Source organism: Bacteroides sp. AR20 (assembly GCF_964250605.1).
Taxonomy (GTDB): domain Bacteria; phylum Bacteroidota; class Bacteroidia; order Bacteroidales; family Bacteroidaceae; genus Bacteroides; species Bacteroides uniformis.
Window position 1 is genome coordinate 65,418 of sequence record NZ_CAXUGK010000018.1, and the last position, 22,311, is coordinate 87,728.

At 48.8% G+C, this 22,311-nt stretch carries 21 protein-coding genes; 6 read left to right on the forward strand and 15 right to left on the reverse strand.

From position 1 onward, the window contains the following. Positions 1-3 precede the first annotated feature (3 nt). From trpD to trpB, 4 genes are all read right to left on the reverse strand, one after another. Positions 4-999 carry an anthranilate phosphoribosyltransferase gene (gene trpD, locus ACESTD_RS10900; protein WP_061412385.1) on the reverse strand — a complete coding sequence of 332 codons (996 nt, stop codon included), beginning with the start codon at positions 997-999 and terminating at the stop codon, positions 4-6. A 64-nt stretch (positions 1,000-1,063) separates the two neighbouring features. Next, positions 1,064-1,711 carry an aminodeoxychorismate/anthranilate synthase component II gene (locus ACESTD_RS10905; protein ID WP_061412388.1) on the reverse strand — a complete coding sequence of 216 codons (648 nt, stop codon included), beginning with the start codon at positions 1,709-1,711 and terminating at the stop codon, positions 1,064-1,066. A 146-nt stretch (positions 1,712-1,857) separates the two neighbouring features. Beyond that, positions 1,858-3,258: an anthranilate synthase component I family protein gene (locus ACESTD_RS10910; RefSeq protein ID WP_061412391.1), complete on the reverse strand. Its 1,401-nt coding sequence runs from the start codon at positions 3,256-3,258 to the stop codon at positions 1,858-1,860. 62 nt (positions 3,259-3,320) lie between these two features. After that, positions 3,321-4,496: a tryptophan synthase subunit beta gene (gene trpB, locus ACESTD_RS10915; RefSeq protein WP_171030456.1), complete on the reverse strand. Its 1,176-nt coding sequence runs from the start codon at positions 4,494-4,496 to the stop codon at positions 3,321-3,323. Positions 4,497-5,124: 628 nt separating this feature from the next. Between trpB and ACESTD_RS10920 the strand changes: the two genes are divergently transcribed. Continuing rightward, entirely contained in the window at positions 5,125-5,700 is a 576-nt protein-coding gene (locus tag ACESTD_RS10920) for an HdeD family acid-resistance protein (protein ID WP_061412397.1), read from the forward strand. An 85-nt stretch (positions 5,701-5,785) separates the two neighbouring features. Here the strand turns inward: ACESTD_RS10920 and ACESTD_RS10925 are convergent, their stop codons facing one another. From ACESTD_RS10925 to ACESTD_RS10975, 11 genes are all read right to left on the reverse strand, one after another. Next, positions 5,786-7,084: a S28 family serine protease gene (locus ACESTD_RS10925; protein ID WP_061412400.1), complete on the reverse strand. Its 1,299-nt coding sequence runs from the start codon at positions 7,082-7,084 to the stop codon at positions 5,786-5,788. Positions 7,085-7,265: 181 nt separating this feature from the next. Beyond that, the gene (locus ACESTD_RS10930; protein WP_005837309.1) at positions 7,266-9,455 is read right to left on the reverse strand and encodes a glutamine synthetase III; all 2,190 of its coding nucleotides are present in this window, start codon (positions 9,453-9,455) and stop codon (positions 7,266-7,268) included. A 45-nt stretch (positions 9,456-9,500) separates the two neighbouring features. Continuing rightward, complete coding sequence (locus ACESTD_RS10935) at positions 9,501-10,769, reverse strand: ammonium transporter (protein ID WP_005837308.1); 1,269 nt, start codon at positions 10,767-10,769, stop codon at positions 9,501-9,503. A 58-nt stretch (positions 10,770-10,827) separates the two neighbouring features. Beyond that, complete coding sequence (locus ACESTD_RS10940; RefSeq protein ID WP_005827548.1) at positions 10,828-11,184, reverse strand: P-II family nitrogen regulator; 357 nt, start codon at positions 11,182-11,184, stop codon at positions 10,828-10,830. A gap of 78 nt (positions 11,185-11,262) precedes the next feature. Next, positions 11,263-11,988 (reverse strand): hypothetical protein, encoded by a 726-nt coding sequence (locus tag ACESTD_RS10945; RefSeq protein WP_373158862.1) that lies wholly within the window; start codon positions 11,986-11,988, stop codon positions 11,263-11,265. An 85-nt stretch (positions 11,989-12,073) separates the two neighbouring features. Then, positions 12,074-13,306 carry an LL-diaminopimelate aminotransferase gene (locus ACESTD_RS10950; protein ID WP_117951993.1) on the reverse strand — a complete coding sequence of 411 codons (1,233 nt, stop codon included), beginning with the start codon at positions 13,304-13,306 and terminating at the stop codon, positions 12,074-12,076. A gap of 27 nt (positions 13,307-13,333) precedes the next feature. Next, on the reverse strand, positions 13,334-14,182 hold the full coding sequence (gene dapF / locus ACESTD_RS10955; protein WP_117990767.1) for a diaminopimelate epimerase: 849 nt from the start codon (positions 14,180-14,182) through the stop codon (positions 13,334-13,336). A 340-nt stretch (positions 14,183-14,522) separates the two neighbouring features. Further along, on the reverse strand, positions 14,523-15,287 hold the full coding sequence (locus ACESTD_RS10960; RefSeq protein WP_005837303.1) for a glycerophosphodiester phosphodiesterase family protein: 765 nt from the start codon (positions 15,285-15,287) through the stop codon (positions 14,523-14,525). A 59-nt stretch (positions 15,288-15,346) separates the two neighbouring features. Then, entirely contained in the window at positions 15,347-16,048 is a 702-nt protein-coding gene (locus tag ACESTD_RS10965; protein WP_117990768.1) for a Lin1244/Lin1753 domain-containing protein, read from the reverse strand. A gap of 24 nt (positions 16,049-16,072) precedes the next feature. Then, positions 16,073-16,438, reverse strand: a complete 366-nt coding sequence (locus ACESTD_RS10970) for an SH3 beta-barrel fold-containing protein (protein ID WP_195288782.1) — start codon at positions 16,436-16,438, stop codon at positions 16,073-16,075. Between the two features lie 287 nt (positions 16,439-16,725). Then, positions 16,726-16,977, reverse strand: a complete 252-nt coding sequence (locus ACESTD_RS10975; RefSeq protein WP_373158861.1) for a hypothetical protein — start codon at positions 16,975-16,977, stop codon at positions 16,726-16,728. A 615-nt stretch (positions 16,978-17,592) separates the two neighbouring features. On the opposite strand from ACESTD_RS10975, the gene ACESTD_RS10980 reads away from it, so the two are divergent. From ACESTD_RS10980 to ACESTD_RS11000, 5 genes are all read left to right on the forward strand, one after another. Then, entirely contained in the window at positions 17,593-18,129 is a 537-nt protein-coding gene (locus ACESTD_RS10980; protein WP_034529747.1) for a UpxY family transcription antiterminator, read from the forward strand. Positions 18,130-18,199: 70 nt separating this feature from the next. Then, positions 18,200-18,685, forward strand: a complete 486-nt coding sequence (locus tag ACESTD_RS10985; RefSeq protein ID WP_195288783.1) for a UpxZ family transcription anti-terminator antagonist — start codon at positions 18,200-18,202, stop codon at positions 18,683-18,685. Positions 18,686-18,758: 73 nt separating this feature from the next. Next, entirely contained in the window at positions 18,759-20,327 is a 1,569-nt protein-coding gene (locus ACESTD_RS10990; RefSeq protein ID WP_373158860.1) for an ATP-binding protein, read from the forward strand. 132 nt (positions 20,328-20,459) lie between these two features. Next, a complete protein-coding gene (locus tag ACESTD_RS10995; protein ID WP_195657482.1) occupies positions 20,460-20,828 on the forward strand; it encodes a hypothetical protein in 369 nt (122 codons plus the stop codon). A 425-nt stretch (positions 20,829-21,253) separates the two neighbouring features. Next, the gene (locus tag ACESTD_RS11000) at positions 21,254-22,306 is read left to right on the forward strand and encodes an NAD-dependent epimerase (RefSeq protein WP_373158859.1); all 1,053 of its coding nucleotides are present in this window, start codon (positions 21,254-21,256) and stop codon (positions 22,304-22,306) included. Positions 22,307-22,311: the final 5 nt, after the last annotated feature.

Below are 22,311 nucleotides of genomic sequence, written 5' to 3' on the forward strand. Positions count from 1 at the left end.
GCTTCATTTATTAATCTCGATAAATTTTTTCAGTGTCGCCAGCGCCCGTCCGCTATCCAGCGATTCGCGTGCGATGGCGATGCACTCTTCAATCTCTTTCTGCGGCTCCATCACCTGGATGGCAAAGGCGGCGTTGACAATGACGCATTGCGTTTGTGCAGGTGTGGCATGCCCCGTAAGGATATTGTCGAAGATGCGGGCGGCATCTTCCTTGCATGCGCCGCCGAAGAGTTCTTCGGGACGGGCATCCTTGAAGCCGAGAGCCTGCGGACGGTAGATGCGCTCGTAGCTGCGGGTCATCACCTTGAACTCGTCCGTCAGGGAGATTTCGTCGTAGCTGTCGAGGCTGTTGACCACGGCAAAGTCAATGCCGAGTTTATAGAATACGTTGGTGTATAGGCGCATCTGCGAGAGGTCTGCCACACCGAGCAGCTGGTATGCCGGACAGCATGGATTCACCAACGGGCCGAGCAGATTGAACAAGGTGCGCACTCCCAACGTCTTGCGTACGGGACCGACAAACTTCATCGCCGGATTGAAAAGCTGGGCATGAAGGTAAGCGATGTTGCACTCCTCCATGCTGCGTTTCAGCGTGTCGGGGTTGTTGGTGAAGCGTACGCCGTGCTGCTCGATGACATTGCTGGCTCCGCTCACGGAAGTGGCTCCGTAGTTGCCGTGCTTGGCAACCTTGTAGCCGGCTCCCGCCACCACGAAGCAAGCGCAGGTGGAGATGTTGAAGGTGTTCTTTCCGTCGCCGCCCGTACCTACAATGTCGATGGGGCGATAGGGGGCGAAGTCGATGGGAAGGCGTGTCTCCATCAGTGCTTCGCGGAAACCGATAAGCTCGTCCACAGTGATGCTCCGCATCTGGAAGGCAGTGAGCAAGGCTGCTATCTGCGCCTCAGGATACATTTCCTTGGTGATGTTGAGGAGGATTTGTTTGGTTTCCTCCGACGTGAGCTCTTCGTGATTGAAGAGACGGGTGAGTATTGCTTTCATCTTTTTATTTACGATTTGACGATTTACGATTTGACGATTGAATTTACTCTTTTTCTGAAGTGCCTCATTTGAAAAGCCAGTTTTTTACGATTGTTTTTCCGTCGGGTGTCAGTACCGATTCAGGATGGAACTGGATGCCGTGTATGTCATATTCCCGATGTTTCAGCGCCATGATTTGTCCTTCGGGGCTGATGGCGGTAATGGCCAGCGCTTCGGGAAAGTCCTCCGTATCGACCACCCAGGAGTGGTATCGTCCGACGGGAATCCTATTGGGTAAACCGCAGAAGATATAGTCTTCTTCGAGAGAAATACCTTCATAATCCTTTCCCCCCAATCCTTCATCACTAATCCCTAATCCTTCCTCCCTCGTCCCTAATCCCTCACTCCTAATCCTTATCTCCGTCTGTACCCCATGGAATACCTCTTTCAGATTGACCAGCTTTCCGCCGAACGCTTGTCCGATGGCTTGTTCGCCCAGACAGACACCGAGTATGGGTTTCCGTCCGGCATAGGTACGGATGACATCCAGCAACAGTCCGGCTTCCTCGGGGACACCGGGGCCGGGTGAGAGGATGATTTTATCGTATGGCTCCAATTCTTCGAGCCGGAATTTATCGTTGCGCAGCACATCCACTTCTGCGCCAAGCTCTTTCACCAGATGGGCAAGGTTGTAGGTGAAGGAGTCGTAATTGTCTATGATAACTGTTTTCATCTTTTGTATTTACAATCTATTTTATTTACTATTTGACGATTTACGATGTACGATTGAAGTTACTTTATTTACGATGTACGATTTGGCTGCGCAATGTACGCCGCATGGCAAATCGTACATCGTAAATCGTCAAATCGTACATAAACTCACATTTTTTCTGCCATCTCAATCGCCTTTTTCAGTGCGCCGAGCTTGTTGTTCACCTCTTGCAGTTCGTACTCGTCGTTGCTCTTGGCTACGATACCGCCGCCTGCCTGGAACCAGAGGACACCGTTGCGGCTGACAAAAGTACGAATCGTAATTGCCTGGTTCAGCGAGCCGTTCAGTCCGATGAAACCGATGCAGCCGCCGTAGGCTCCACGGTTGTGCGGTTCCAGCTGGCTGATGAGTTGCATGGCGCGTACCTTGGGGGCGCCGCTCAGGGTACCGGCAGGGAAGGTGTCGATGAAGGCCTTGACGGGGTCGGCCTCTTCGCGGAGCGTTCCGCTGACACGGCTGACGAGGTGGATGACATGGCTGTAATACTGCATCTCCTTATAGAAGTCCACCTTTACATCGTGGCAGTTGCGGGAGAGGTCGTTGCGGGCAAGGTCCACAAGCATCACGTGTTCGGCGTTCTCTTTGGGGTCGTCGTGCAGGTACCGGGCATTGAGGGCGTCCTGCTCTGCATCGCCGGTGCGCTTCGTGGTTCCGGCAATGGGGTCGATATAGGCATGGCGGCCTTCGATGCGGCAATGGGTTTCGGGAGACGAGCCGAAAATGCGGAAGCCCCCGAAGTCGAAATAGAACAGATAGGGAGAAGGGTTGATGCTGCGCAGGGCACGGTAGAGCTTGAAGTCATCGCCCGTGAAACGCTGCTCGAACCGGCGGGAGAGGACTATCTGGAAAACGTCGCCGCGCAGACAGTGGGCGATGCCCCGGCGGATATTCGCCTTGTGCTCCTCGTCCGTAAGCGGAGAGGTGGTGGGGCCGATGGCGCGGAAATCATAGGCGGTGTAGTTGCGGTTATGGATGGCCTTCTGCACCTGGTCCAGTTCGCTGGTCTCGCCGGGCGCCAGCATCTCGAGGAGCAGCATCTCATTCTTGAAGTCGTTGAAGACGATGAGGTACTTATATAATATGTACAGCATGTCCGGCGCATCGTTGGTAGCTTCGCGGCTGTCCTTCACGGGGATATTCTCGAAGTAGCGGACAGCATTGAAGGAGGTGTATCCGTAGAGTCCGCAGTAATTGCTGTATTCGCCCTCCACGCGGAAGCGGGCGCGGAAATCGTTCAAGGCATTCTCCACCCGGTATGCATCGGTTATGGGATGCTCTTCGCGGCTGTCGTCCGGCAGGCGGAAGATAGCCGTGCCGTGGTCTATGCTGACACTAGCCAGCGGACACAGAGCGATGAACGAACGGTTGTTCTCACTGCCGTGATAGTCGGAACTCTCCATAAGTGCGCTCTGCGGAAAGATGTCACGCACCTTCAGATACGTGCTCACCGGCGTATGCAAGTCACCGAGCATGGTGCGGCTGATTGTTTTATAATCATATTGTTTCATTGTATCTTGTATTTTATTTCATTGTATCTCGTATTTTCAAATAACTCATCACTTATAACTCATCACTCATCACTCAAATACGTCTCTATATCCTTATCCCCCCGTCCCGACACCGTCAGCACCACCACGTCCGTCGGCTTGAACTTCATCTTCTCCAGCGCACCCAGTGCGTGGGCACTTTCCAATGCGGGGATGATGCCTTCGAGCCGGGTCAGTTCGTAGGCGGCGCGGATGGCTTCATCGTCGTTGACGGCGAGGACGATGGCACGTTTCTGCTTGGCAAGGTTGGCGTGCATGGGGCCGATGCCCGGATAGTCCAGTCCGGCAGAGATGGAATAGGGCTCTTCTATCTGTCCGTCCTCGTTCTGGATGACGTAGGTGCGCGAGCCGTGGATGATGCCCATCTTGCCGAGGGCGATGGTGGCGGCTGTCATTCCCGTTTCAATGCCTTTTCCTCCGGCTTCGGCGAGGACGATTTGCACGTGCGGGTCGTTGACGTAGTGATAGATGGTGCCGGCTGCATTGCTTCCTCCGCCTACGCAGGCGATGAGGTAGTCGGGGCATTCGCGTCCCTCGTGTTCAAGGAGCTGCTTCCTTATTTCTTCGCTGATGACAGACTGCAGGCGTGCCACCATGTCGGGGTAGGGATGCGGGCCGACGGTGGAACCTATCACGTAGTAGGTGTCCGACGGATGGCAGCACCAGTCGCGGATGGCTTCGTTGGTGGCGTCCTTCAACGTCATATTACCACTGGTGACGGGAACGACGGTGGCGCCGAGCATCTTCATCTTCTCCACATTGACGCGCTGGCGCTCTACGTCGGTCTTACCCATGTAGACGATGCATTCCATGTTCATCAAGGCGCAGACGGTGGCTGTGGCCACACCGTGCTGTCCGGCTCCGGTTTCGGCGATGATGCGGCGCTTGCCCATGCGGCGTGCCAGCAACACCTGCCCGATGCTGTTGTTGATTTTGTGGGCACCGGTGTGGTTCAGGTCTTCACGCTTGAGGTAAATCCGGCAACCGTACTTCTCGGACAAGCGGTGTGCCAAGTAGAGTGGGGAAGGGCGTCCCACGTAGTCGCGCAGCAACTGGTCGTATTCACGCTTGAAGTCCTCACTTTGCAGCACCTTGAGGTAGGTGTTCTGCAACTCTTCTACACATTTGTGGAGGATTTCGGGAACGTATGCCCCGCCGAACTCTCCGTAATAACCTTCTTTGTCAACTAAGAAATTCATCATGTTATTTACTATTTGACGATTTACTATTTACTATTTCAGAAATCAAAACGCATTATTGCTTAAACGAAAAAAGCCCCGTCGCTTGGTGCGACAGGGCTCTTTTTGTTTTTTACTATATATTACATATATACATACGAGCGCTGCTCCCTTACGACTGTCGGAGTTGTAACGGGTGCCACCACCAATATGTATTTACTAACATTGTTTTCATTGACTTTTTTTGTTTTATCGGGGGCAAAGACAGTACAAACCGAATGTATAATAAAATGAACTTGTTCATTTTTTATGCTGAGGTGCAGCCTGTCTTCGTTTTCGCGACAAATATAAGCACTTTGTTTTAACTGCCAAAATAAATATGACTTTTTTCCCGGATTAAAACATTTTTCTTGAAATATTGTTCTTATAAGTGTAGTAAAAACGAATATTCATTCAAAAAAAGAAAGGAACAAACTATGAATAGAAAACATTTAGTTGCCATAGGCGTGGTTATTGCTGTACTGTTGTTATTATACTGGCTTTTTGTGGCCGAAGATATGAATGCCTGGCTGAATGTAAACTGATTTTTCGGGATTTTCGTGTGGAGTTATTCGGATAAAGATGTATCTTCGCAAAAAAACATAGACTCATGAAAGGATTAAGTTATTCATTTTTGCGTGCTATATGTGCGCTGGTTATAGGTTTGGTGCTGGTGATGTTTCCCGACCAGGCGGGTGATTACTTTGTGATTACGATAGGTGTCATTTTCCTGGTGCCTTCGCTTATCAGCATCATAGGCTACTTTGCACAGAGCACGGAGATGCGCAGCCGTTTCCCTGTCGAGGGGGTGGGCAGCCTGCTGTTTGGCTTGTGGCTGATTATCATGCCCGGTTTCTTTGCCGATTTGCTGACATTTGTATTGGGATTTATCCTGGTGATGGGAGGAGTGCAACAGATTGCCTCGCTTTCCGCTGCCCGTCGCTGGATGCCGGTACCGGGAGGTTTTTATGTGGTTCCGGTATTGATTCTGCTTGCCGGCTTGGTTGCGCTGTTCAATCCTACGGGAGTACGCTCCACGGCATTTATCATTATCGGTATCAGCAGTCTGGTCTATGCGGCTTCGGAACTGCTGAACTGGTTCAAGTTTACGCGTCGCCGCCCGAAGACACCGGATGCTTCAGTAAAGGCAGTGGACGATATTGAGGATGCACAAATTATAGAATAAAAAAACAGACCATCTGTTGAGGTTGAACAGATGGTCTGTCAGGAGTAAACGGATGGTCTGTTCATGCCACACGGACCATCCGTTTTTATTGTTTCAACCATTCATTTATCAGCTCCATCACTTGCTTCTTTTCCTCTTCGGGCAGTGTGCCGATGCGTGCCCGATGGCTTCCGCCGGGCTCTACGAATACATGGATGTTTTTCTTTCCTTTCAGCCAGGTCACTCCGGCAGCCGTCCACGGGTCGTTCTCGCCGTAGATGAATATCATTTTCGGGTCATTCTCTTTCAGGAACTTCGTGATTTTCTTGCTTAGGGTCTTGTCGAAGGGCATGTCTTTCAGCTCTTCGGGGAGCATGAGGCGGTGCAGGTAATCCTTGCTCGATTGGATGGAAAGATACTTCTTGAAAGGCTTCGTATCGTAGCCGTAATAGCCCAGTTCGCGGGCGGCCTGCACGAAGAATGAGGCTGTGGGACTGTCGGCAATGAAGTAGTCGGGATTACTGATGTCGAGCAGATGGGCAAATATCTCATCGTCCGAGGCCGTGGTGGCAGGGATGCTGCTGACGGGAGTTCCCCACTGCCAAAGGGCAAAAGAATACTCCAGCACGCAATAGTCGTATATCTCTTCAACGGGCGCACGGAACTTGAGTCCTTTTTCATTGCAATATTTCTCAAAGCGGGGGAGCAGTGCGGCTTTCCGTTTCAACACTTCCAACTGGAAGTCCTCAATCCGTTTGCGGTCCTCCGGAGTAGACACTTTCCTGAGGAAAGGCTCGTGGCGTCCGTCTTCCGCCCCGTAGCAGAGCGGAGCTACATAAGGCACGGAAATATCCACGTCGTCCGGATAGAACGTGCGGTAGAGCAGGGTAGTCTGTCCGCCCTTGCTGATGCCGGTCGCAATCCATTTGCCGGGATAGATGCTTTTAAAGGCGTTGCGGACGGCGTGCAGGTCGTCTGCAGAATTCTCGGCGGTGAGGTATTGCCAGTCTTTAGGCTCAGGGGTGGATTCCAGGAAATAACGGTATTCCACAAAAATCATGTTGGCATCGAGCAGCTCGGAAAGTTCCTCGCGATACTTGGGATTGAGGGCATAGGCGGCTCCATAGCCTTCGGTTACAATCACCGTGGGACGGTCGAAGCCGACGTGGGAGACAATCACACGCTGGCGGAAACTGCCCTTTTCGGGACGACGGTGGTCCAACGGCTGGGTAAAATAGGTTACATACTTCTCGGAGAACCGGGTGGACTCCAACGGACGGGTTTCCGTAATGGTGGAAATCCGACCCAGTTTTTGCTGCAGATCGGTTTGTGCCGGGGCGGCAGCCGAAACGGACAGCAAGGCAAACAGCAGGAACGCTGCATAGCAGTTACGTAAATTCTTCATGATGACAGGATTGTTTTATCTGACGGGCAAAGATAGGTTATTTCCCGCTTACCGCCAACAGTTGGCATGGACGAAAAAAAGAGAGAGAACTGCCTCGCGGCACCTCTCCCCCCTGCAAACTTAAAACAACCAACAAAAGAATGAGATAGGGATTAAGGATTCATCCTTCATCCTTCATTTTTCATCTTATAAACAGTAACTCGCGATATTTGGGCAACGTCCACATCTGATTGTCGACGATGAGTTCCAGCTTGTCGATGTGGTAACGGATTTCCTCCATCATCGGTACGATGTTGTCGTGGTAGGCGATGGCTTTTTCACGTTCACTCTCAATTTTGTTGGCCACTTTGCGCGCCTCGATCATGGCATCCACATGCTCCTTGATGAAGGCGGTGCGGTCGGCAATCTCTTCGATGAGTTCCAGATTCTTGGCAGACAGTTTTGCAGCCTTCTCTGCGGGGAACAGGTCTTTCATCTTGTAGACGTTGTCAATCAAATCCGACTGATACTGTGTAGCTACGGGGATAATGTGGTTCATGGCCAAATCTCCGAGCACGCGGGCTTCAATCTGTATTTTCTTGGTGTACATTTCCCATTTCACCTCGTTGCGGGCTTCCAGTTCCTTCTTCGTCATGACACCGATGGACTCGAACATCCGGATGCTCTCCGGTTTCAGGTAGTTGTCGAAAATGACGGGAACACTTGTCTCGCAGTCCAGACCGCGGCGGGCTGCTTCGGCTTTCCATTCATCGCTGTAACCGTTGCCGTCAAAGTGGATGGGTTTGCAGACTTTGATGTACCGGCGGATGACTTCGAGGATGGCGGAGATTTTCGGCTCCCCCTTTTCAATCAGTTCGTCCACATCTTTCTTGAATTCCACCAACTGCTCGGCAAGGGCGGAGTTCAGCGCAATCATGGCACTGGCGCAGTTGGCCTCGGAACCCACGGCGCGGAACTCGAAGCGGTTGCCGGTGAAGGCGAACGGGCTGGTGCGGTTGCGGTCGGTATTGTCTATCATCAGTTCCGGAATCTGCGGGATGTCCAGCTTCATGCCTTGCTTGCCGCTGAGGCTGACGAGGTCGTCCTTGGTGCTCTCTTCGATGTGTTCCAGCACCTGGCTCAACTGCTTGCCCAGGAAGGAAGAGATGATGGCCGGAGGCGCTTCGTTGGCACCCAGCCGGTGGGCGTTCGTCGCACTGGAGATGGAGGCTTTCAGCAATCCGTTGTGACGGTATACGGCCATCAGCGTATTCACTACGAAGGTGATGAAACGCAGGTTCTCTTCGGGCAGTTTGCCGGGTGCGTGGAGCAGGATACCGGTGTCCGTACCCAGCGACCAGTTATTATGCTTGCCGCTACCGTTGACACCCTTGAAGGGCTTTTCGTGCAGCAGTACGCGGAAACCGTGGTTACGTGCCACTTTACGCATCAAGGCCATGATGAGCATGTTGTGGTCTACCGCCAGGTTGCATTCCTCGAAGACGGGAGCCAGCTCGAACTGGTTGGGAGCCACTTCGTTGTGACGGGTCTTGACGGGGATGCCGAGTTTCAGCGCTTCGATTTCCAGTTCCTTCATGAAAGCGGCCACACGGCTGGGGATAGCCCCGAAGTAGTGGTCTTCCAACTGCTGGTTCTTGGCGCTGTCATGGCCCATCAGCGTGCGTCCGGTCATCAGCAGGTCGGGGCGTGCGGCGTACAACCCTTCGTCAACCAGAAAATATTCCTGCTCCCAGCCCAGATAGGCAACCACTTTCTTTACTTCCGGATTGAAATAGTGGCATACGTCGACGGCAGCCTTGTCTACGGCACGCAGGGCTTTCAGCAACGGTGCCTTGTAGTCCAGAGACTCACCGGTATAGGCGATGAAAATAGTCGGGATGCAGAGCGTGTCGTCTACGATGAATGCCGGGGAGGAGGGGTCCCATGCCGAGTAGCCACGTGCCTCGAACGTATTGCGGATACCGCCGTTCGGGAAACTGGAAGCGTCCGGTTCCTGCTGCACGAGCAGTTTGCCGGTGAATTCCTCCATCACGCCGCCTTTGCCGTCGTGTTCCACAAAAGCATCGTGCTTTTCGGCAGTACCTTCGGTCAGCGGATGAAACCAGTGCGTATAGTGGGTCGCCCCCATTTCAACCGCCCATTTCTTCATACCTGCGGCAACCTCGTCGGCTATGCTGCGGTCCAGCGGAGCTCCGTTGTCAATCACATCCGTCAGTTTGGCATACACCTTGCTCGGCAGATAGCGGAACATCTTCTCCTTGTTGAATACATACTTGGCAAAATACTCTGACGGACGTTCCGCCGGGACTGCCACTGCAACGGGTTTCTTCTTGAACGCCGTTTCTACTACTCTGAATCTCAATTTTGACATAATACCTTAGAGTTGTAATTGTTGGTTTAATAAAATATGAAATCATTATGCACCGTAGGCAGACTCGCCGTGTTCGTAAATGTCGAGTCCTTCTTCCTCCACACGTTTGGAAACGCGGAGGCCGTGGATTTTGTCGAGTCCTTTGAAGATGATGAATCCCATGCCTGCTGCCCATGCGCCTACTACGAGTGCACCGAATACCTGCGCTCCGAGAAAGCTCCAGCCTGCACCGTAAAACAGTCCCTCACTGGTGGAAAACAGTCCGGTGAGGATGGTTCCCGTGAAACCGCAGACGCCGTGTACGGAACTGGCCCCTACGGGGTCGTCAATTTTCAGTGTCCGGTCGATGAATTCCACCGAATAAATCATCAGGATGCCGCAGATGGTGCCGATGATTACCGCCCCGAAAGGAGAAACCATGTCACAACCGGCCGTGATGCCTACCAATCCGGCCAGAATGCCATTCAGTGTCAGAGACAAGGAGGGTTTGCCATATTTCATCCAGCTTACCGCCAATGCAAAGAAACCGCCTGCGCAGGCTGCCAGATTGGTGGTGAGGAATACATGCGAGATGGCCCTTGCATCGTCTGTAGTGGCTGCTGCCAACTGTGAACCGGGGTTGAAGCCGAACCATCCGAACCAAAGGATGAATACACCCAGTGCCGCAATCGTGAGGTTATGTCCCGGAATGGCTCTTGACTTGCCGTCTTTGCCGTATTTCCCGATGCGCGGGCCGAGGATGGCCGCACCTACCAGGGCAATCCAGCCGCCTACGGAGTGGACGATGGTGGAACCTGCGAAGTCATGGAAAGTTGTTCCGAATGTTTCCATCATGAAGGAACCTGCCTCACCGTTCATCAGCCAGCCGCCGCCCCAAGTCCAGTGACCGGAAACGGGATAAATCAGCACACTGATGAAGATGGTGTAAACCAGGTACATGGAGAATTTGGTACGTTCTGCCATAGCGCCGGACACGATGGTGGCAGCCGTTGCGCAGAATACAGTCTGGAATACCAGGAAACCTTCTGTGGGAAGCCCGCCGCCGTCGTAGAACGAGAGGTCGAAGAAATGGGGCATTCCTATGAATCCGCCTGCACCGAACATCAGTCCGAAACCGATGAACCAGTAGAGCAGACTGCCAAACATGAAGTCAACGAAGTTCTTCATCAGGATATTGGCCGTATTTTTTACTCTGGTGAAACCGGCTTCGACCAGTGCAAAGCCCGGCTGCATGAAGAATACCAGCATGGCTGCAAGCAGCATCCATACAGTGTTCAGTCCGTTGGTCAGTTCACTTAAAATAAGTTTATCCATAATTTCTTGTTGCTTTTAGTTGTATTGTATTTTCTTGGTTGTGGTTTGTAGCTGCCCGTTATCTTTCTTGTTCGGCATTGTAGAGTGCGATGTCGCCTCTCTCTGCAGTACGTATGCGTATGGCATCCTCAATGGGGATGACGAAGATACGTCCGTCGCCGATTTCACCGGTTTGTGCAGATTTGATGATGGCTTGTACGGTCTTTTCCGCATTCTTGTCGCGCACCACGATGGAGATAAGGATGCGCTCGATGGAACTGGTGTCGTACATGACACCACGGTAGATACGGGCTTGTCTGGATTTCCCGATGCCCCGTACATCATAATAGGAGAACCATTCGATGTCCGCTTCGAGCAGCGCGTCCTTCACGTCCTCGAACTTGGTCTTTCGGATAATAGCTTCAATCTTTTTCATACCTTAAATAATTTACGATTAGACAATTTACGATTTACTATTTGCCTTTCGGTGTGTGTAAATCATAGGTTTTTCATCTTAGAAACTTAGTCCGACTACGAAATAGGCACCTTCAGACCTTGGATTCCAGGTTGCTTTGGCAAACAACGGGAGGGAGAAGGAATCGGCGATTTTGATGTCTTTTGATACTCCCAGGCTGACGTCGCATACGGCAAATCCGTTGGCTCCATAGAAGTCCGTGGCCCAAGGGGTAGCGCCTATCTCGGCCGTCCAGTCCAGACCGCCCAGTGTGAAGGGGGTTGCCACGGAGATGTAGGATGAATAAGCACGATCACCGTCTTTGTCAACACCGTCGTCGCCTGCAAAGTTGGTGTACCAGTTTACGGCTACGGGGCCGAAATCATAGCCGATTTGCGCCTCGAACAGATGTGAGTTGGCAGCATTGTGTGCACCGTACTGGAAGTATTTGGCTGTCACCCCATCTCCGGTCACATTGTACCAGTAGTCCGTCACCGATACGCTGAAGCCTCCGGTTGAATATCCCAGTATGAGGTCGAACTCTTTCGTGTCCGAACTCTCGATGCCTACGGAGCCCCAAGCTCCCAGAGAGAAACCTTTGTAGGCGATGGATGCGCTCGGCTGGAGACTTACCCCTCCCAAATCCTGGCCACGCCACACGTAACCGCTTACGAGGTCGACACCTGCCGACGCTTCCACTTTATCCTGAGCCTTTGCCGTGAAAGGCATTGCCATTGATAACAGCGCCATTGCCATTATTCCCCATTTTACACTTTTTGTTTTCATACCTTTTTACCTTTAAGTTTAGAAAAATTCCGGATGATCAGTCCGACTCGATTATAGCAAGTACCTCGCTAATTCAATTGTTTTTTTATTTCAGCCACTTCCGGATGCGCTTCATGGCTTCCACGCAGTCTTCGTGCTTGCCGAAGGCCGTCAGCCGGATATATCCTTCACCGCTGGGGCCGAAACCTACACCCGGTGTGCCCACTACATTGGCTTCGTACAGCATCTGTTCGAAGAACCGCCAGGAGCCCGTTCCGTCAGGTGTTTTCAGCCAGATGTAAGGAGCGTTCACACCGCCGTAGACTTTCAGCCCGGCCGCTTCAAGGCCCTGCTTCATGGTCCGGGCATTGTCCATATAATAATCTATCGTTTCCTTTATCTGCCGCTGTCCCTCCGGTGTGTAGATGGCTTCCGCCGCCCGCTGGGTGATGTAGCTGGTGCCGTTGAACTTGGTAGATTGGCGGCGGTTCCAGAGCTTGTTCAGCGGGATGCGTTCGCCTTCCAGCGTGGCGGCAGTGAGTTCTTTCGGCACAACGGTGTAGCCGCAGCGTACTCCCGTGAATCCGGCAGTCTTCGAGAAGCTGCGGAACTCGATGGCGCATTTCTTCGCTCCCTTTATCTCGTAGATGGAGTGGGGCACGTCGTCTTCGCGGATGAAGGCTTCGTAGGCGGCATCGAACAGAATCAGCGTGTCGTTGGCGAGCGCATAGTCCACCCATTTCTTCAGCTCGGGCTTGGTCAAGGTGGTGCCCGTGGGGTTGTTGGGGTAGCAGAGGTAGACGATGTCGATGCGCTTGTCCGGAATCTCCGGGATGAAGTCGTTCTCGGCGGTACAAGGCATGTAGGTGACGTTGCTCCACTGGCCGTTTTCCTCCAGTACTCCGGCACGTCCGCACATCACGTTGCTGTCTATATAGACCGGATAAATAGGGTCGGTCACGCCTACGCTGTTGTCGTGGCGGAGAATGTCGCCGATGTTTCCCGTGTCGCTCTTTGCTCCGTCGTTCACGAAGATTTCCGTAGGACCGAAATGGATGCCTCGCGGAAGGTAATCGTGCTTGAGGATGGCTTCTATCAGGAAGTCGTATCCCTGCTCGGGACCATATCCACGGAATGTCCGTGCGTCAGCCATCTCCTCCACTGCCTTGTGCATCGCTTCGATGCAGACCGGTGGCAGTGGCCGGGTAACGTCTCCGATACCCAGACGGATGACCTCTTGCTTGGGATGTGTTATCCTGAAAGTATTTACCTTCTTGGCTATGTCTGAAAACAGATAACTGCCCGGTAGCTTTAAAAAATGTTCGTTTACTAATGCCATAATCTTTTCTTGGTTGATAGTTGGTGGTTAGTCAATTAATTCAATTTTGCCGTCGAATACTTTGGTGGCTTCTCCCGTCATCAGTACATGCCTGGTGGCGATGTCCCATCGGATGGTGAGTGAGCCTCCGTCCATGACGATGATGGATTCCCTTCCTGCGCGTTCGGTGAGGAAGGCTGCCACGGCGGTGGCACAAGCTCCGGTTCCGCAGGCTTGGGTGATGCCCGAGCCTCGTTCCCAGACACGCATCCTTATTTTTCCTTCTCCCAATATCTGGGCAAATTCTACATTGATGCGTCCGGGGAAGAGAGGGTGATTCTCCAGTTTGGGACCGATGACTGTAAGGTCGATGGCTTCAATATCATTGACAAAGATTACCAGATGCGGGTTTCCCATGGATACGGTGGTCCCTACATATCGTTCTCCGTCCACTTCGATGGGCTGTTCTTTCATCGGTTTGGCTCCTTTGCCGTCGTAGTCTGCCGGTTCGTCGGCAGGTATGCCCATGTCTACGGTTACAGAGTTGACCTTTCCGTCTGCCAAGTGCAGGTTTAGCATCCTTATACCTGACAGTGTATCGAGTGCGATTTCTGTTTTGGAGGTCAGTCCGTAGTCAAAAAGATATTTTCCGATGCAGCGGCTTGCATTGCCGCACATCCGGGCCTCCGAGCCGTCGGCATTGAATATCCGCATGCTGAAATCGGCCTTGTCCGAAGAACCGATAAGTACCAGACCGTCACTTCCAATTCCCGTATGCGGTGCACTCCATGCCCTCGCAAGTTCTTCCGGATGGCTGATAGGATATTGGGTCGTATCTACATAAATGTAGTCGTTTCCGGCACCGTGCATCTTGGTGAATTTTATAGCTCTTGTCATTTTGTCCTTTATCGGTTGGTTAATATATCCTTTTGTTTTATTTCGATGCAAATATACGACGTTTTGTTTTATAATTAACTGTAAAGCATATCTATTTTCTATTATTTTTTAGCGAAACTTTCATTCAATGAGAATATCTACTGTCAGGCTTTCAATTTAAAAGCATATGGCTTTGTTTTTATATAAATTGTAATCCATGTGAAAGTTTAGTTTGATTCAAAATAAGAAAAAAGATTTTTTATAGGGCTAATTGCTATCTTTTTGAAAACAATAAACCGCTCCATTGCGGACATAATGAAGCGGTTTGTTTGGTTTTTGTTTCTAAATGTATAAGGAGCGGCTATTTTTTCTTTAAAATTTCTTCCAGCACTACCGGCTCATTGGTTGTAATGAAATCTACTCCTTGGCTGATGAGCCATTCCATGTCTTTGGCTTCGTTTACGGTCCAGGCGTTTACTTTCATGCCGAGGTCGTGGCATTCCTTTATCCATTCAGGATGTTTTTGGAAGACACTGAAGTGATAGTCGGGACCGGCACAACCCCATGCTTTCAACTCCTTGGGGGTAAGGTCACCGGTCAGGTAGTAGACGGGGGTGCCTTTGGGTGCCAGACGGATAAACTCCTTGGTGGCATGTTGGGAGAAGGTGATATATTCCGTACGGTCCTCCAGTCCTTTGTCCTTTATCATTTTTACGATACCCTCTACGGCTCGTGTTTCCTGTTCGGGGGTCTTGTGGGCTTTCAGTTCGAGGATAAGGCGGGTTTTCAGGCTTTTTGCCTTGTCCAGATACTGTTGCAGGGTAGGGAGTTGTTCGCCGTTGTCCAGTTGTACGGCGGTGCATACCTTGGCTGTGGCATCTTGCATAGTTACGCCTTTAAAGGTGGCGTCATGATTGACAACCAGCTGATTGTCTGTGGTGAGCCAAACGTCGAACTCGGAGCCGTAGCAGTGGATAGAATCAGCCTTTACAAGTGCGGCAAGGGAGTTCTGGGCCGAGCCGTCCGTAGTCCAGAAACCACGGTGGGCAATGACTTCCTGGGCCTGGATAGTGCCGCATGCAGCAAAGAGCAGGGCGGAAGCAAAAAATAGTTTTTTCAGATTCATAATGATTAGGGTGTTTTGTTATGGACACAAAGATAAGTATTATATTTCTTTTATTAAATCTAACCCCTGAGTAATTTCAGTATATACTTTCCGGGCATCACGATGCGGGCTTTCAGTTGGGGTGAGCTGTTCAACTCATATAGGATTTTCCAGATTTTCCCTCCCAGTTTTCCAAAATCCGTCAGTCTCAGGATGGCATTCAAATCGTGGATGTCGGTTACTTTCTGCCTTGCCAGTTCTTCCATCAGGCCTTGGTAATTATGCGTCTGTCTGTTGAGCGTGTACTCCGGTGGAGTCAGAAGAATCTCCTCCTTCTTTCTTCCCGTCTCCCCTTGGGGAGATAGAGAGGGGTTTTCTTTATTCTCTTTATTTAGTTTATTTGCTAAAGCGCTGCTTGCCTTGGCATCCCTGATTCTCTGCTGGTTAACCAGTCCACCGCGACGTCCGGCCTCTTTTTTAGCTTCTTGTTGGGCGTCCCATGGCTCCATGCGGCGGCTTAGTCCGGGGGATGAGAAGCTTGTCTCGTTCACCTCGAACAGCGCATAGTCATAGATGATTCGCTTCAGTGTGGCGGTTGTCACCCTTGCTTTTTGTGCCAGTATGGGAATCACTTTCAGGCTGGCTTTATATTCATTCTGCAATCTGAGGAATTCGAGCACTGTCCAGTAAATGCCATATCCTTTCATACCTTCTTCTTGTATCATAATCATTAATTTTAGGTTGCTGCCGGCATTGGCATCATGTAGTAAATAAGCCTCCATAGCTTTTGATATTGATGTTTTTTGTTAGTTTACTATCGGTCTCCACTCCATAAAATTCTCAATCAGAAAAGTCCGCCAGCCTTGTTGTTCCGCGTCCCAATAGGCTACGTGAACTTTAATGCTTGTCATGTCATGTTTCTTTTTGAAGTCGCTTTCGTAGGAAACAAGGGTTCCTCTTCCCATGTAGAAGCTGCCGTCCTGCTTTCGGTAGGCTATCAATGCATATCCGTATCGCATGTATTCCAATAGGGAATTTATGCGTTGTGCCATCCATTGTACAGACTCCATGCTCAATGTCGTGTTTTCCGTAATCCGTTTTTCCCATAGCTTTTTTGTTTTTTCTGTTTTGGATACAAATTTCTCCTCAAATTCAGTTTTTTCTTTTCCCATTTTTTATGTTTTTAGGGTTAGTAAATGTATGATAATCAGCAATGAAAAAGGGCTACTCCTTTCAGTACGGATGGCTACGCCCTTGCCTTGTTGAGGCTACACCATCCGACAAGAAAGGTGTAGCCCTTCTGTCCGGTTGCTGACGGCGGCAAAATTACTGCCTTTCCAGGTACTGAACTATCAGTGATTTATCCTTACATCATATCCGTATGGGTCAATCAGTGTGGTGTCTTCCCGTTTTATGATGGCCCATACCTTCTCCAATTCGGTGATTATCGTACTGTAAGTCAAAGGCTTTTGCTCTCCTCTGGCTCTCTTGTGAAGTTTTCGGATGCTACGAGCAGTTTGGCTATATCCGTTATTTTTCTAATTTTTGTGCCTTCAAAATAGCCTGATTTAAAGGCTCTTAAGTAACCTACATAAACATGGGTCTGGTCTCCGTAGTAAACCCGTTCTGCCAATAGCTTTTCGTCCACTATGGAGCTGTGTTCCTTTACTTTCGTTGTTCTTATCTTCTGTGTATCAGATTGATACGACATGCTTCTCTGCTCGTTACTGTTGAGATGCTTCTTTTTTTGAGTTCTTTCATTTGTGTAATTCTTCGTTCGTTTAACTGTTTTTTATTCTGGTTAAAAAATGCGAAAGTATAAAAAGTGTGGGAGAAATAAGGGAATTTTGGAGGGAAATGTGAAGGGTGAGTTGTAAATGGTTGATATATAAGATGATATGCTGTTTAAAAAACGTACGTTTAATGAACGCAAAGATAGAGACGTTTTTTGTAATGGCAAAATGTTTGATAGAAAAATGTTCCTAATAATAAATAATGATAAGTATATTACATTGAATTTCAGCAGTATATGCAATATATGTAATCAGTTAAAATCTTCTTATTTTTAGCTCTTTGAGTATGTCTTGTATAAGTTCGAAATAGCTGTTTTTTAAACGTACGATTAAAAAACGCTTTTTTGTTTCTAATACGTTTGTTTATAGTCTCTTACCAAAAGGTAATGAACAACCGCAGAGAATCTGTTGACAAGAAGGGCATAGTGCTTGTCAAACTTCCCATAAAATGCTCGCAAGTGATTGAACTACAGTTCTGTAATAGTAGTTCAAAGCCCCCAAGGAATACCTTTTTCTAAGTAAAATTAGCAAGAATAGAAATGGATAAAGAGACCGAAGTTTGGTTTGCTATGCGTGCCACATACCGCAGGGAGCTTGAAGCTATGCATCTTCTCGAAAAGGCAAATATTGGCTGTTTCATTCCCATGCAATATAAGATAAGTATCTGTAGGGGCAGGAAAGTCCGTGCTTTGGTTCCCGTCATCCGTAATCTGGTTTTTGTCCACGCACGTCCTTCCGAAGTGCAGCGATTTAAGTCTCAAATTACTTATTTGCAATATATTACTGATACCCGTAGCGGTCAGAAAATAATCATTCCCGACCATGATATGCAGCGTTTCATAGCCGTCGCCGGTACCTACAATGACCATCTTCTCTATTTCCAACCCGAAGAACTGAATCTCTCCAAAGGTACGAAAGTCCGTATCACCGGTGGCGACTTCGAGGGTCAAGAAGGTGTTTTTCTAAAGGTAAAAGGTGCCCGTGATCGTCGTGTAGTGATTGCTATACAAGGTATCATCGCCGTTGCCATGGCGACCATCCATCCAGACCTCATCGAAGTAATCAAATAATCGTCGATAATCAATGATTAGTCATTGGTGATAGATAAATCATAACTCTGAAATCATAAATCAAAATAGCATGTCTCTTTTAGAAGAAGCACTCCTCCTTCAGCGTGCTGCGCACGATCTGATGTATTTGGGTATGGACGGCAGTCCTATCTATAGTGATGACTTGTCTCGTCGTAACAGCGAAGTTTATCGCTTAACCACAACTTTGTATAATTCCGGCAGCTGGGGCACCACGGTGGAGGAGCAGGCAAATGTATGTCTTGCGCTCTTGAAGGGGTATAGTGCCTCGTTCATTGACCATGGAGAAAAACAGCAGCATGTGCAGGAGGTATTGAGGCGTTGCTGGGATACCCTTGATGCCCTTCCTTCCTCTTTGTTGAAACTCCGTTTGCTTACGGCTTGTTATGGAGAGGTTTTCGATGAGCCTTTGGCCGACGAGGGCCGTTCTATCATTGCTTCCTGGAGTGTTGCATCACTGACTGCCGAGCAGCAGGAAGCAGTTGATGAGTTTCAGAATGTGGTGGATAATCCTTATCCATGGGAGGAAATGGAATAAAAATGTATAAATAGAATTTCTCTTTGAAGAAAAAACGTATATTTGCATATAGCTTCTAAAAAAGAGAAATAAGATGGAACAGATGCGTAAACTGCCGATTGGTATACAGACTTTTGAAAAGCTGCGTGAAGAAAATTATCTTTATGTAGACAAAACAGCAATGGTCTATAAGATAGCATCCAATTCCACTCCCTATTTTTTGAGCCGTCCTCGCCGTTTCGGTAAGAGTTTGCTTATATCTACCTTCGAAGCTTACTTTCAAGGACGTAAAGATTTGTTTCACGGACTTGCCATCGAAAAACTGGAAACCCGGTGGGAGGAATATCCTGTATTGCATCTGGACTTGAATGCCCGTAAATATGAAACAGCCGGAGATTTGGTAGCCATGCTTAATCAATATCTGGAAAAGTGGGAATTGAAATATGGTGCGGAAAAGCAGGAGCGTAGTCCCGAAGAGCGCTTTGCCTATGTGATAGAGCAGGCGTATGCCCAGACGGGTAAGCAAGTGGTAGTGTTGATTGATGAATACGATAAGCCTTTGCTTCAAGCTCTTTCGGATGAAAAGCTAACGGAAGAATATCGTCGGATATTGAAAGCCTTTTATGGGGTACTGAAAAGTGCCGACCGTTATCTCCGTTTTGTTTTCTTGACGGGTGTGACGAAGTTTGCGCAGATTAGCGTGTTCAGTGATTTAAATCAGTTGCAGGACATCAGTACATGGCCCGACTATTCTTCTTTATGTGGTATTACTAAGGAAGAACTGCTCACAACGTTTACTCCGGAGATAGAACGTTTGGGTGTTTCCAATGGAATGGACTTTGATACAACTTTGGAGCAGATGACGAAGCTGTATGACGGTTATCATTTTTACCCTCATTGTGAAGGGGTTTTTAATCCTTTCAGTGTGTTGAATGCATGCAAGTCGAAGATTTTGGATAATTTCTGGTTTCAGACCGGTACTCCTACCTATTTGGTAAATTTATTGAAAGAGAGTGATTATGATTTGCGCCTTCTGATTGAGGGAGTTGAAGTGACGGCTTCCGCCTTTTTTGAGTATCGTGCAGAAGTAAAGAATCCGCTTCCCATGATTTATCAAAGTGGTTATCTGACCATCAAAGACTACGATAGGGATGTTTTATTGTACACTTTGGGTTTTCCCAATGATGAGGTACGCTATGGTTTCTTGAATTTCTTGGTACCTTATTATACAGGAGTGACTGATGATGAAACCGGTTTCCACATAGCCAAGTTTATGCGTGAACTCCGTTCCGGTGATGTGGATGCTTTCATGGAACGTCTGCAAGTGTTCTTTGCCGGTATGCTATACGATTTGAGCGATAATACGGAGCGTCACTACCAGGCTATCTTTTATGTGGTTTTCACTTTGATGGGACAATTTGTTGAAACGGAAATCCGTAGTGCCCGCGGTCGTGCCGATGCCGTGGTGAAGACGAAAGATACCATTTATGTTTTTGAGTTTAAACTGAACGGCAGTGCTGAGGAGGCTTTACGGCAGATTGACGAAAAAGGGTATCTGATTCCTTATACGCTGGACGGGAGGCATCTTGTCAAGGTGGGGGTGAACTTCAGTAAGGAAAAGCGGAATGTAGACAGATATATTGTGGAAGATTGTGTTTTCTAAAATTGGAAATATGGTTACCATTAAAAATAAGGAATACGGTTCTAATATTAGCCTTGCCGCCATCTACAATTGCATGGCAAAGCAGCGGATGCTGGAATTGCGAAGAAACTGGACTTGTATGTAAGTCCTAACTTGAAGAAGGAAGAGACAGCCCGGCGGGTGGCTGAGGGAATTCTTTCTGCTCCGGTGAATATCATGTGTTCCCTTTGCAAGGCAGAACATCAGTTGCTCGAGGTGTTTGTCACGGCTAGTGCCAATGCATACGTGGTACGCAAGATACGCAAAACTCTCTATAAACTCCAGAAGTTCGGTCTTGTGCTGACATACGAGGATGATGCTAAAGGTGAATGGCACATGCTGATGCCTGACTCTGTACGAGATTCCCTCGCGGACTTTGTCCCGCAGTTTATGAATTATATAAATGCCGGCCAGCCGATACCTTCGGCAAAGGAAATCCGGATGCGGATGGCATTGCATCGCTTTTGGGATGGGGAGGATTGATGCTGGATTTAAAAAATAATGTATTATAGCTTACCCATATGGACGTTAGAAGGGAAAATTCACGAAGATTATTTCTCTTTCATCAGCCAGTCTGAAGATTACTTGGGCTTTACTTTCAGACCCAGAGTGGTAAGAGACAGACGGGATAAAGTACTCTTTACCAGTTTTCTGCCTGCTATCAGCAAGAAATACGAAAGATTTTGGAGAAAAGGCTTGGTCGCTGCCCACTATTGGTTGGGCTATCTTGCAGAAAAAGAACCGAATCTGTTTTATCATTGGTAAATTAACTAATTATTAATCAAAAATATAACTCAAAGTGGGCTACAATACCTTTACGGGCATTATAGCCACGCAGTGAGTGCTTACGGGAGATGCCCTAAATAGGGTATTTGTCTCTAAATTAAGTACTTACTATTAAATAAATCATGAAAATTTTAGTGACCGGTGTAGCCGGATTTATAGGCTTCTATGTTTGTAAACGTTTGCTGGATAGGGGAGATATCGTAGTAGGATTGGATAATATCAATACATACTACGATGTCGGTTTGAAATATGGCCGTCTTTCTACCTTAGGTATTCAGCAGGAGCTTGTGGACTGGTATAAGTTTGTCGAAATCTATTTTTTTGAGAATTTTCGCTTTATCCGCATGAATCTGGAAGACAAACAAGTTATGCAGATGCTTTTCGCCAATGAGCATTTTGACAAGGTTGTGAACCTTGCCGCTCAGGCCGGAGTGCGCTATTCCCTTGAAAATCCGTATGCCTATGTGGAGAGCAATATAGACGGCTTCCTAAATGTGTTGGAAGGCTGTCGTCACTATCAGGTGAAACATTTGGTTTATGCTAGCTCCAGCAGCGTCTATGGGCTGAATGGAAAAGTTCCCTTCTCGGAAAAGGACAGCATTGCGCATCCGGTAAGCCTTTATGCAGCCACGAAGAAATCCAATGAACTGATGGCGCATACTTACAGCCATTTGTATGGTATTCCTTCTACCGGTCTGCGCTTTTTCACGGTTTATGGTCCTTGGGGGCGTCCGGACATGTCCCCTTTCCTTTTCACCGATGCTATGTTGCACGGTCGTGCCATAAAGGTTTTCAATCATGGCGATATTTTACGCGATTTCACTTATATCGATGATATTGTTGAAGGCGTACTTCGGGTGATAGACCATATTCCTGTTCCCAATCCCCATTGGAGTGCACAAGCTCCCGATCCCAGTTCTTCAACTGCTCCTTATAAGATTTATAATATCGGCAATTCTCATCCGGTGAAGCTGATGGATTTTATTCAGGCTATCGAAGAGGTGATAGGTCATCCGGCGGAGAAAGTGTATCTTCCGATGCAACCGGGTGATGTTTATCAGACGGACGCGGACACTACGGCCTTGCAACAGGAATTGGGTTTCAAACCCAACAAATCGATTAAGGACGGAGTTCGTGAAACGGTAGAGTGGTATCGCTCTTTTTATAAATTATAGTTAAA

Excerpts from the sequence above, each read along its gene's own strand:
- ACESTD_RS10970 (WP_195288782.1), bottom strand. The coding sequence starts at position 16,438 with ATGGGAAAAGAAAAAACTGAATTTGAGGAGAAATTTGTATCCAAAACA.
- ACESTD_RS10965 (WP_117990768.1), bottom strand. The coding sequence starts at position 16,048 with ATGGAGGCTTATTTACTACATGATGCCAATGCCGGCAGCAACCTAAAA.
- ACESTD_RS10910 (WP_061412391.1), bottom strand. The coding sequence starts at position 3,258 with ATGAAACAATATGATTATAAAACAATCAGCCGCACCATGCTCGGTGAC.
- ACESTD_RS10925 (WP_061412400.1), bottom strand. The coding sequence starts at position 7,084 with ATGAAGAATTTACGTAACTGCTATGCAGCGTTCCTGCTGTTTGCCTTG.
- ACESTD_RS10985 (WP_195288783.1), top strand. The coding sequence starts at position 18,200 with ATGTCTCTTTTAGAAGAAGCACTCCTCCTTCAGCGTGCTGCGCACGAT.
- trpB (WP_171030456.1), bottom strand. The coding sequence starts at position 4,496 with ATGAATTTCTTAGTTGACAAAGAAGGTTATTACGGAGAGTTCGGCGGG.
- ACESTD_RS11000 (WP_373158859.1), top strand. The coding sequence starts at position 21,254 with ATGAAAATTTTAGTGACCGGTGTAGCCGGATTTATAGGCTTCTATGTT.
- ACESTD_RS10960 (WP_005837303.1), bottom strand. The coding sequence starts at position 15,287 with ATGAATCTGAAAAAACTATTTTTTGCTTCCGCCCTGCTCTTTGCTGCA.
- ACESTD_RS10935 (WP_005837308.1), bottom strand. The coding sequence starts at position 10,769 with ATGGATAAACTTATTTTAAGTGAACTGACCAACGGACTGAACACTGTA.
- ACESTD_RS10940 (WP_005827548.1), bottom strand. The coding sequence starts at position 11,184 with ATGAAAAAGATTGAAGCTATTATCCGAAAGACCAAGTTCGAGGACGTG.
- ACESTD_RS10930 (WP_005837309.1), bottom strand. The coding sequence starts at position 9,455 with ATGTCAAAATTGAGATTCAGAGTAGTAGAAACGGCGTTCAAGAAGAAA.
- trpD (WP_061412385.1), bottom strand. The coding sequence starts at position 999 with ATGAAAGCAATACTCACCCGTCTCTTCAATCACGAAGAGCTCACGTCG.
- ACESTD_RS10990 (WP_373158860.1), top strand. The coding sequence starts at position 18,759 with ATGGAACAGATGCGTAAACTGCCGATTGGTATACAGACTTTTGAAAAG.
- ACESTD_RS10905 (WP_061412388.1), bottom strand. The coding sequence starts at position 1,711 with ATGAAAACAGTTATCATAGACAATTACGACTCCTTCACCTACAACCTT.
- ACESTD_RS10975 (WP_373158861.1), bottom strand. The coding sequence starts at position 16,977 with ATGTCGTATCAATCTGATACACAGAAGATAAGAACAACGAAAGTAAAG.
- ACESTD_RS10920 (WP_061412397.1), top strand. The coding sequence starts at position 5,125 with ATGAAAGGATTAAGTTATTCATTTTTGCGTGCTATATGTGCGCTGGTT.
- ACESTD_RS10945 (WP_373158862.1), bottom strand. The coding sequence starts at position 11,988 with ATGAAAACAAAAAGTGTAAAATGGGGAATAATGGCAATGGCGCTGTTA.
- dapF (WP_117990767.1), bottom strand. The coding sequence starts at position 14,182 with ATGACAAGAGCTATAAAATTCACCAAGATGCACGGTGCCGGAAACGAC.
- ACESTD_RS10950 (WP_117951993.1), bottom strand. The coding sequence starts at position 13,306 with ATGGCATTAGTAAACGAACATTTTTTAAAGCTACCGGGCAGTTATCTG.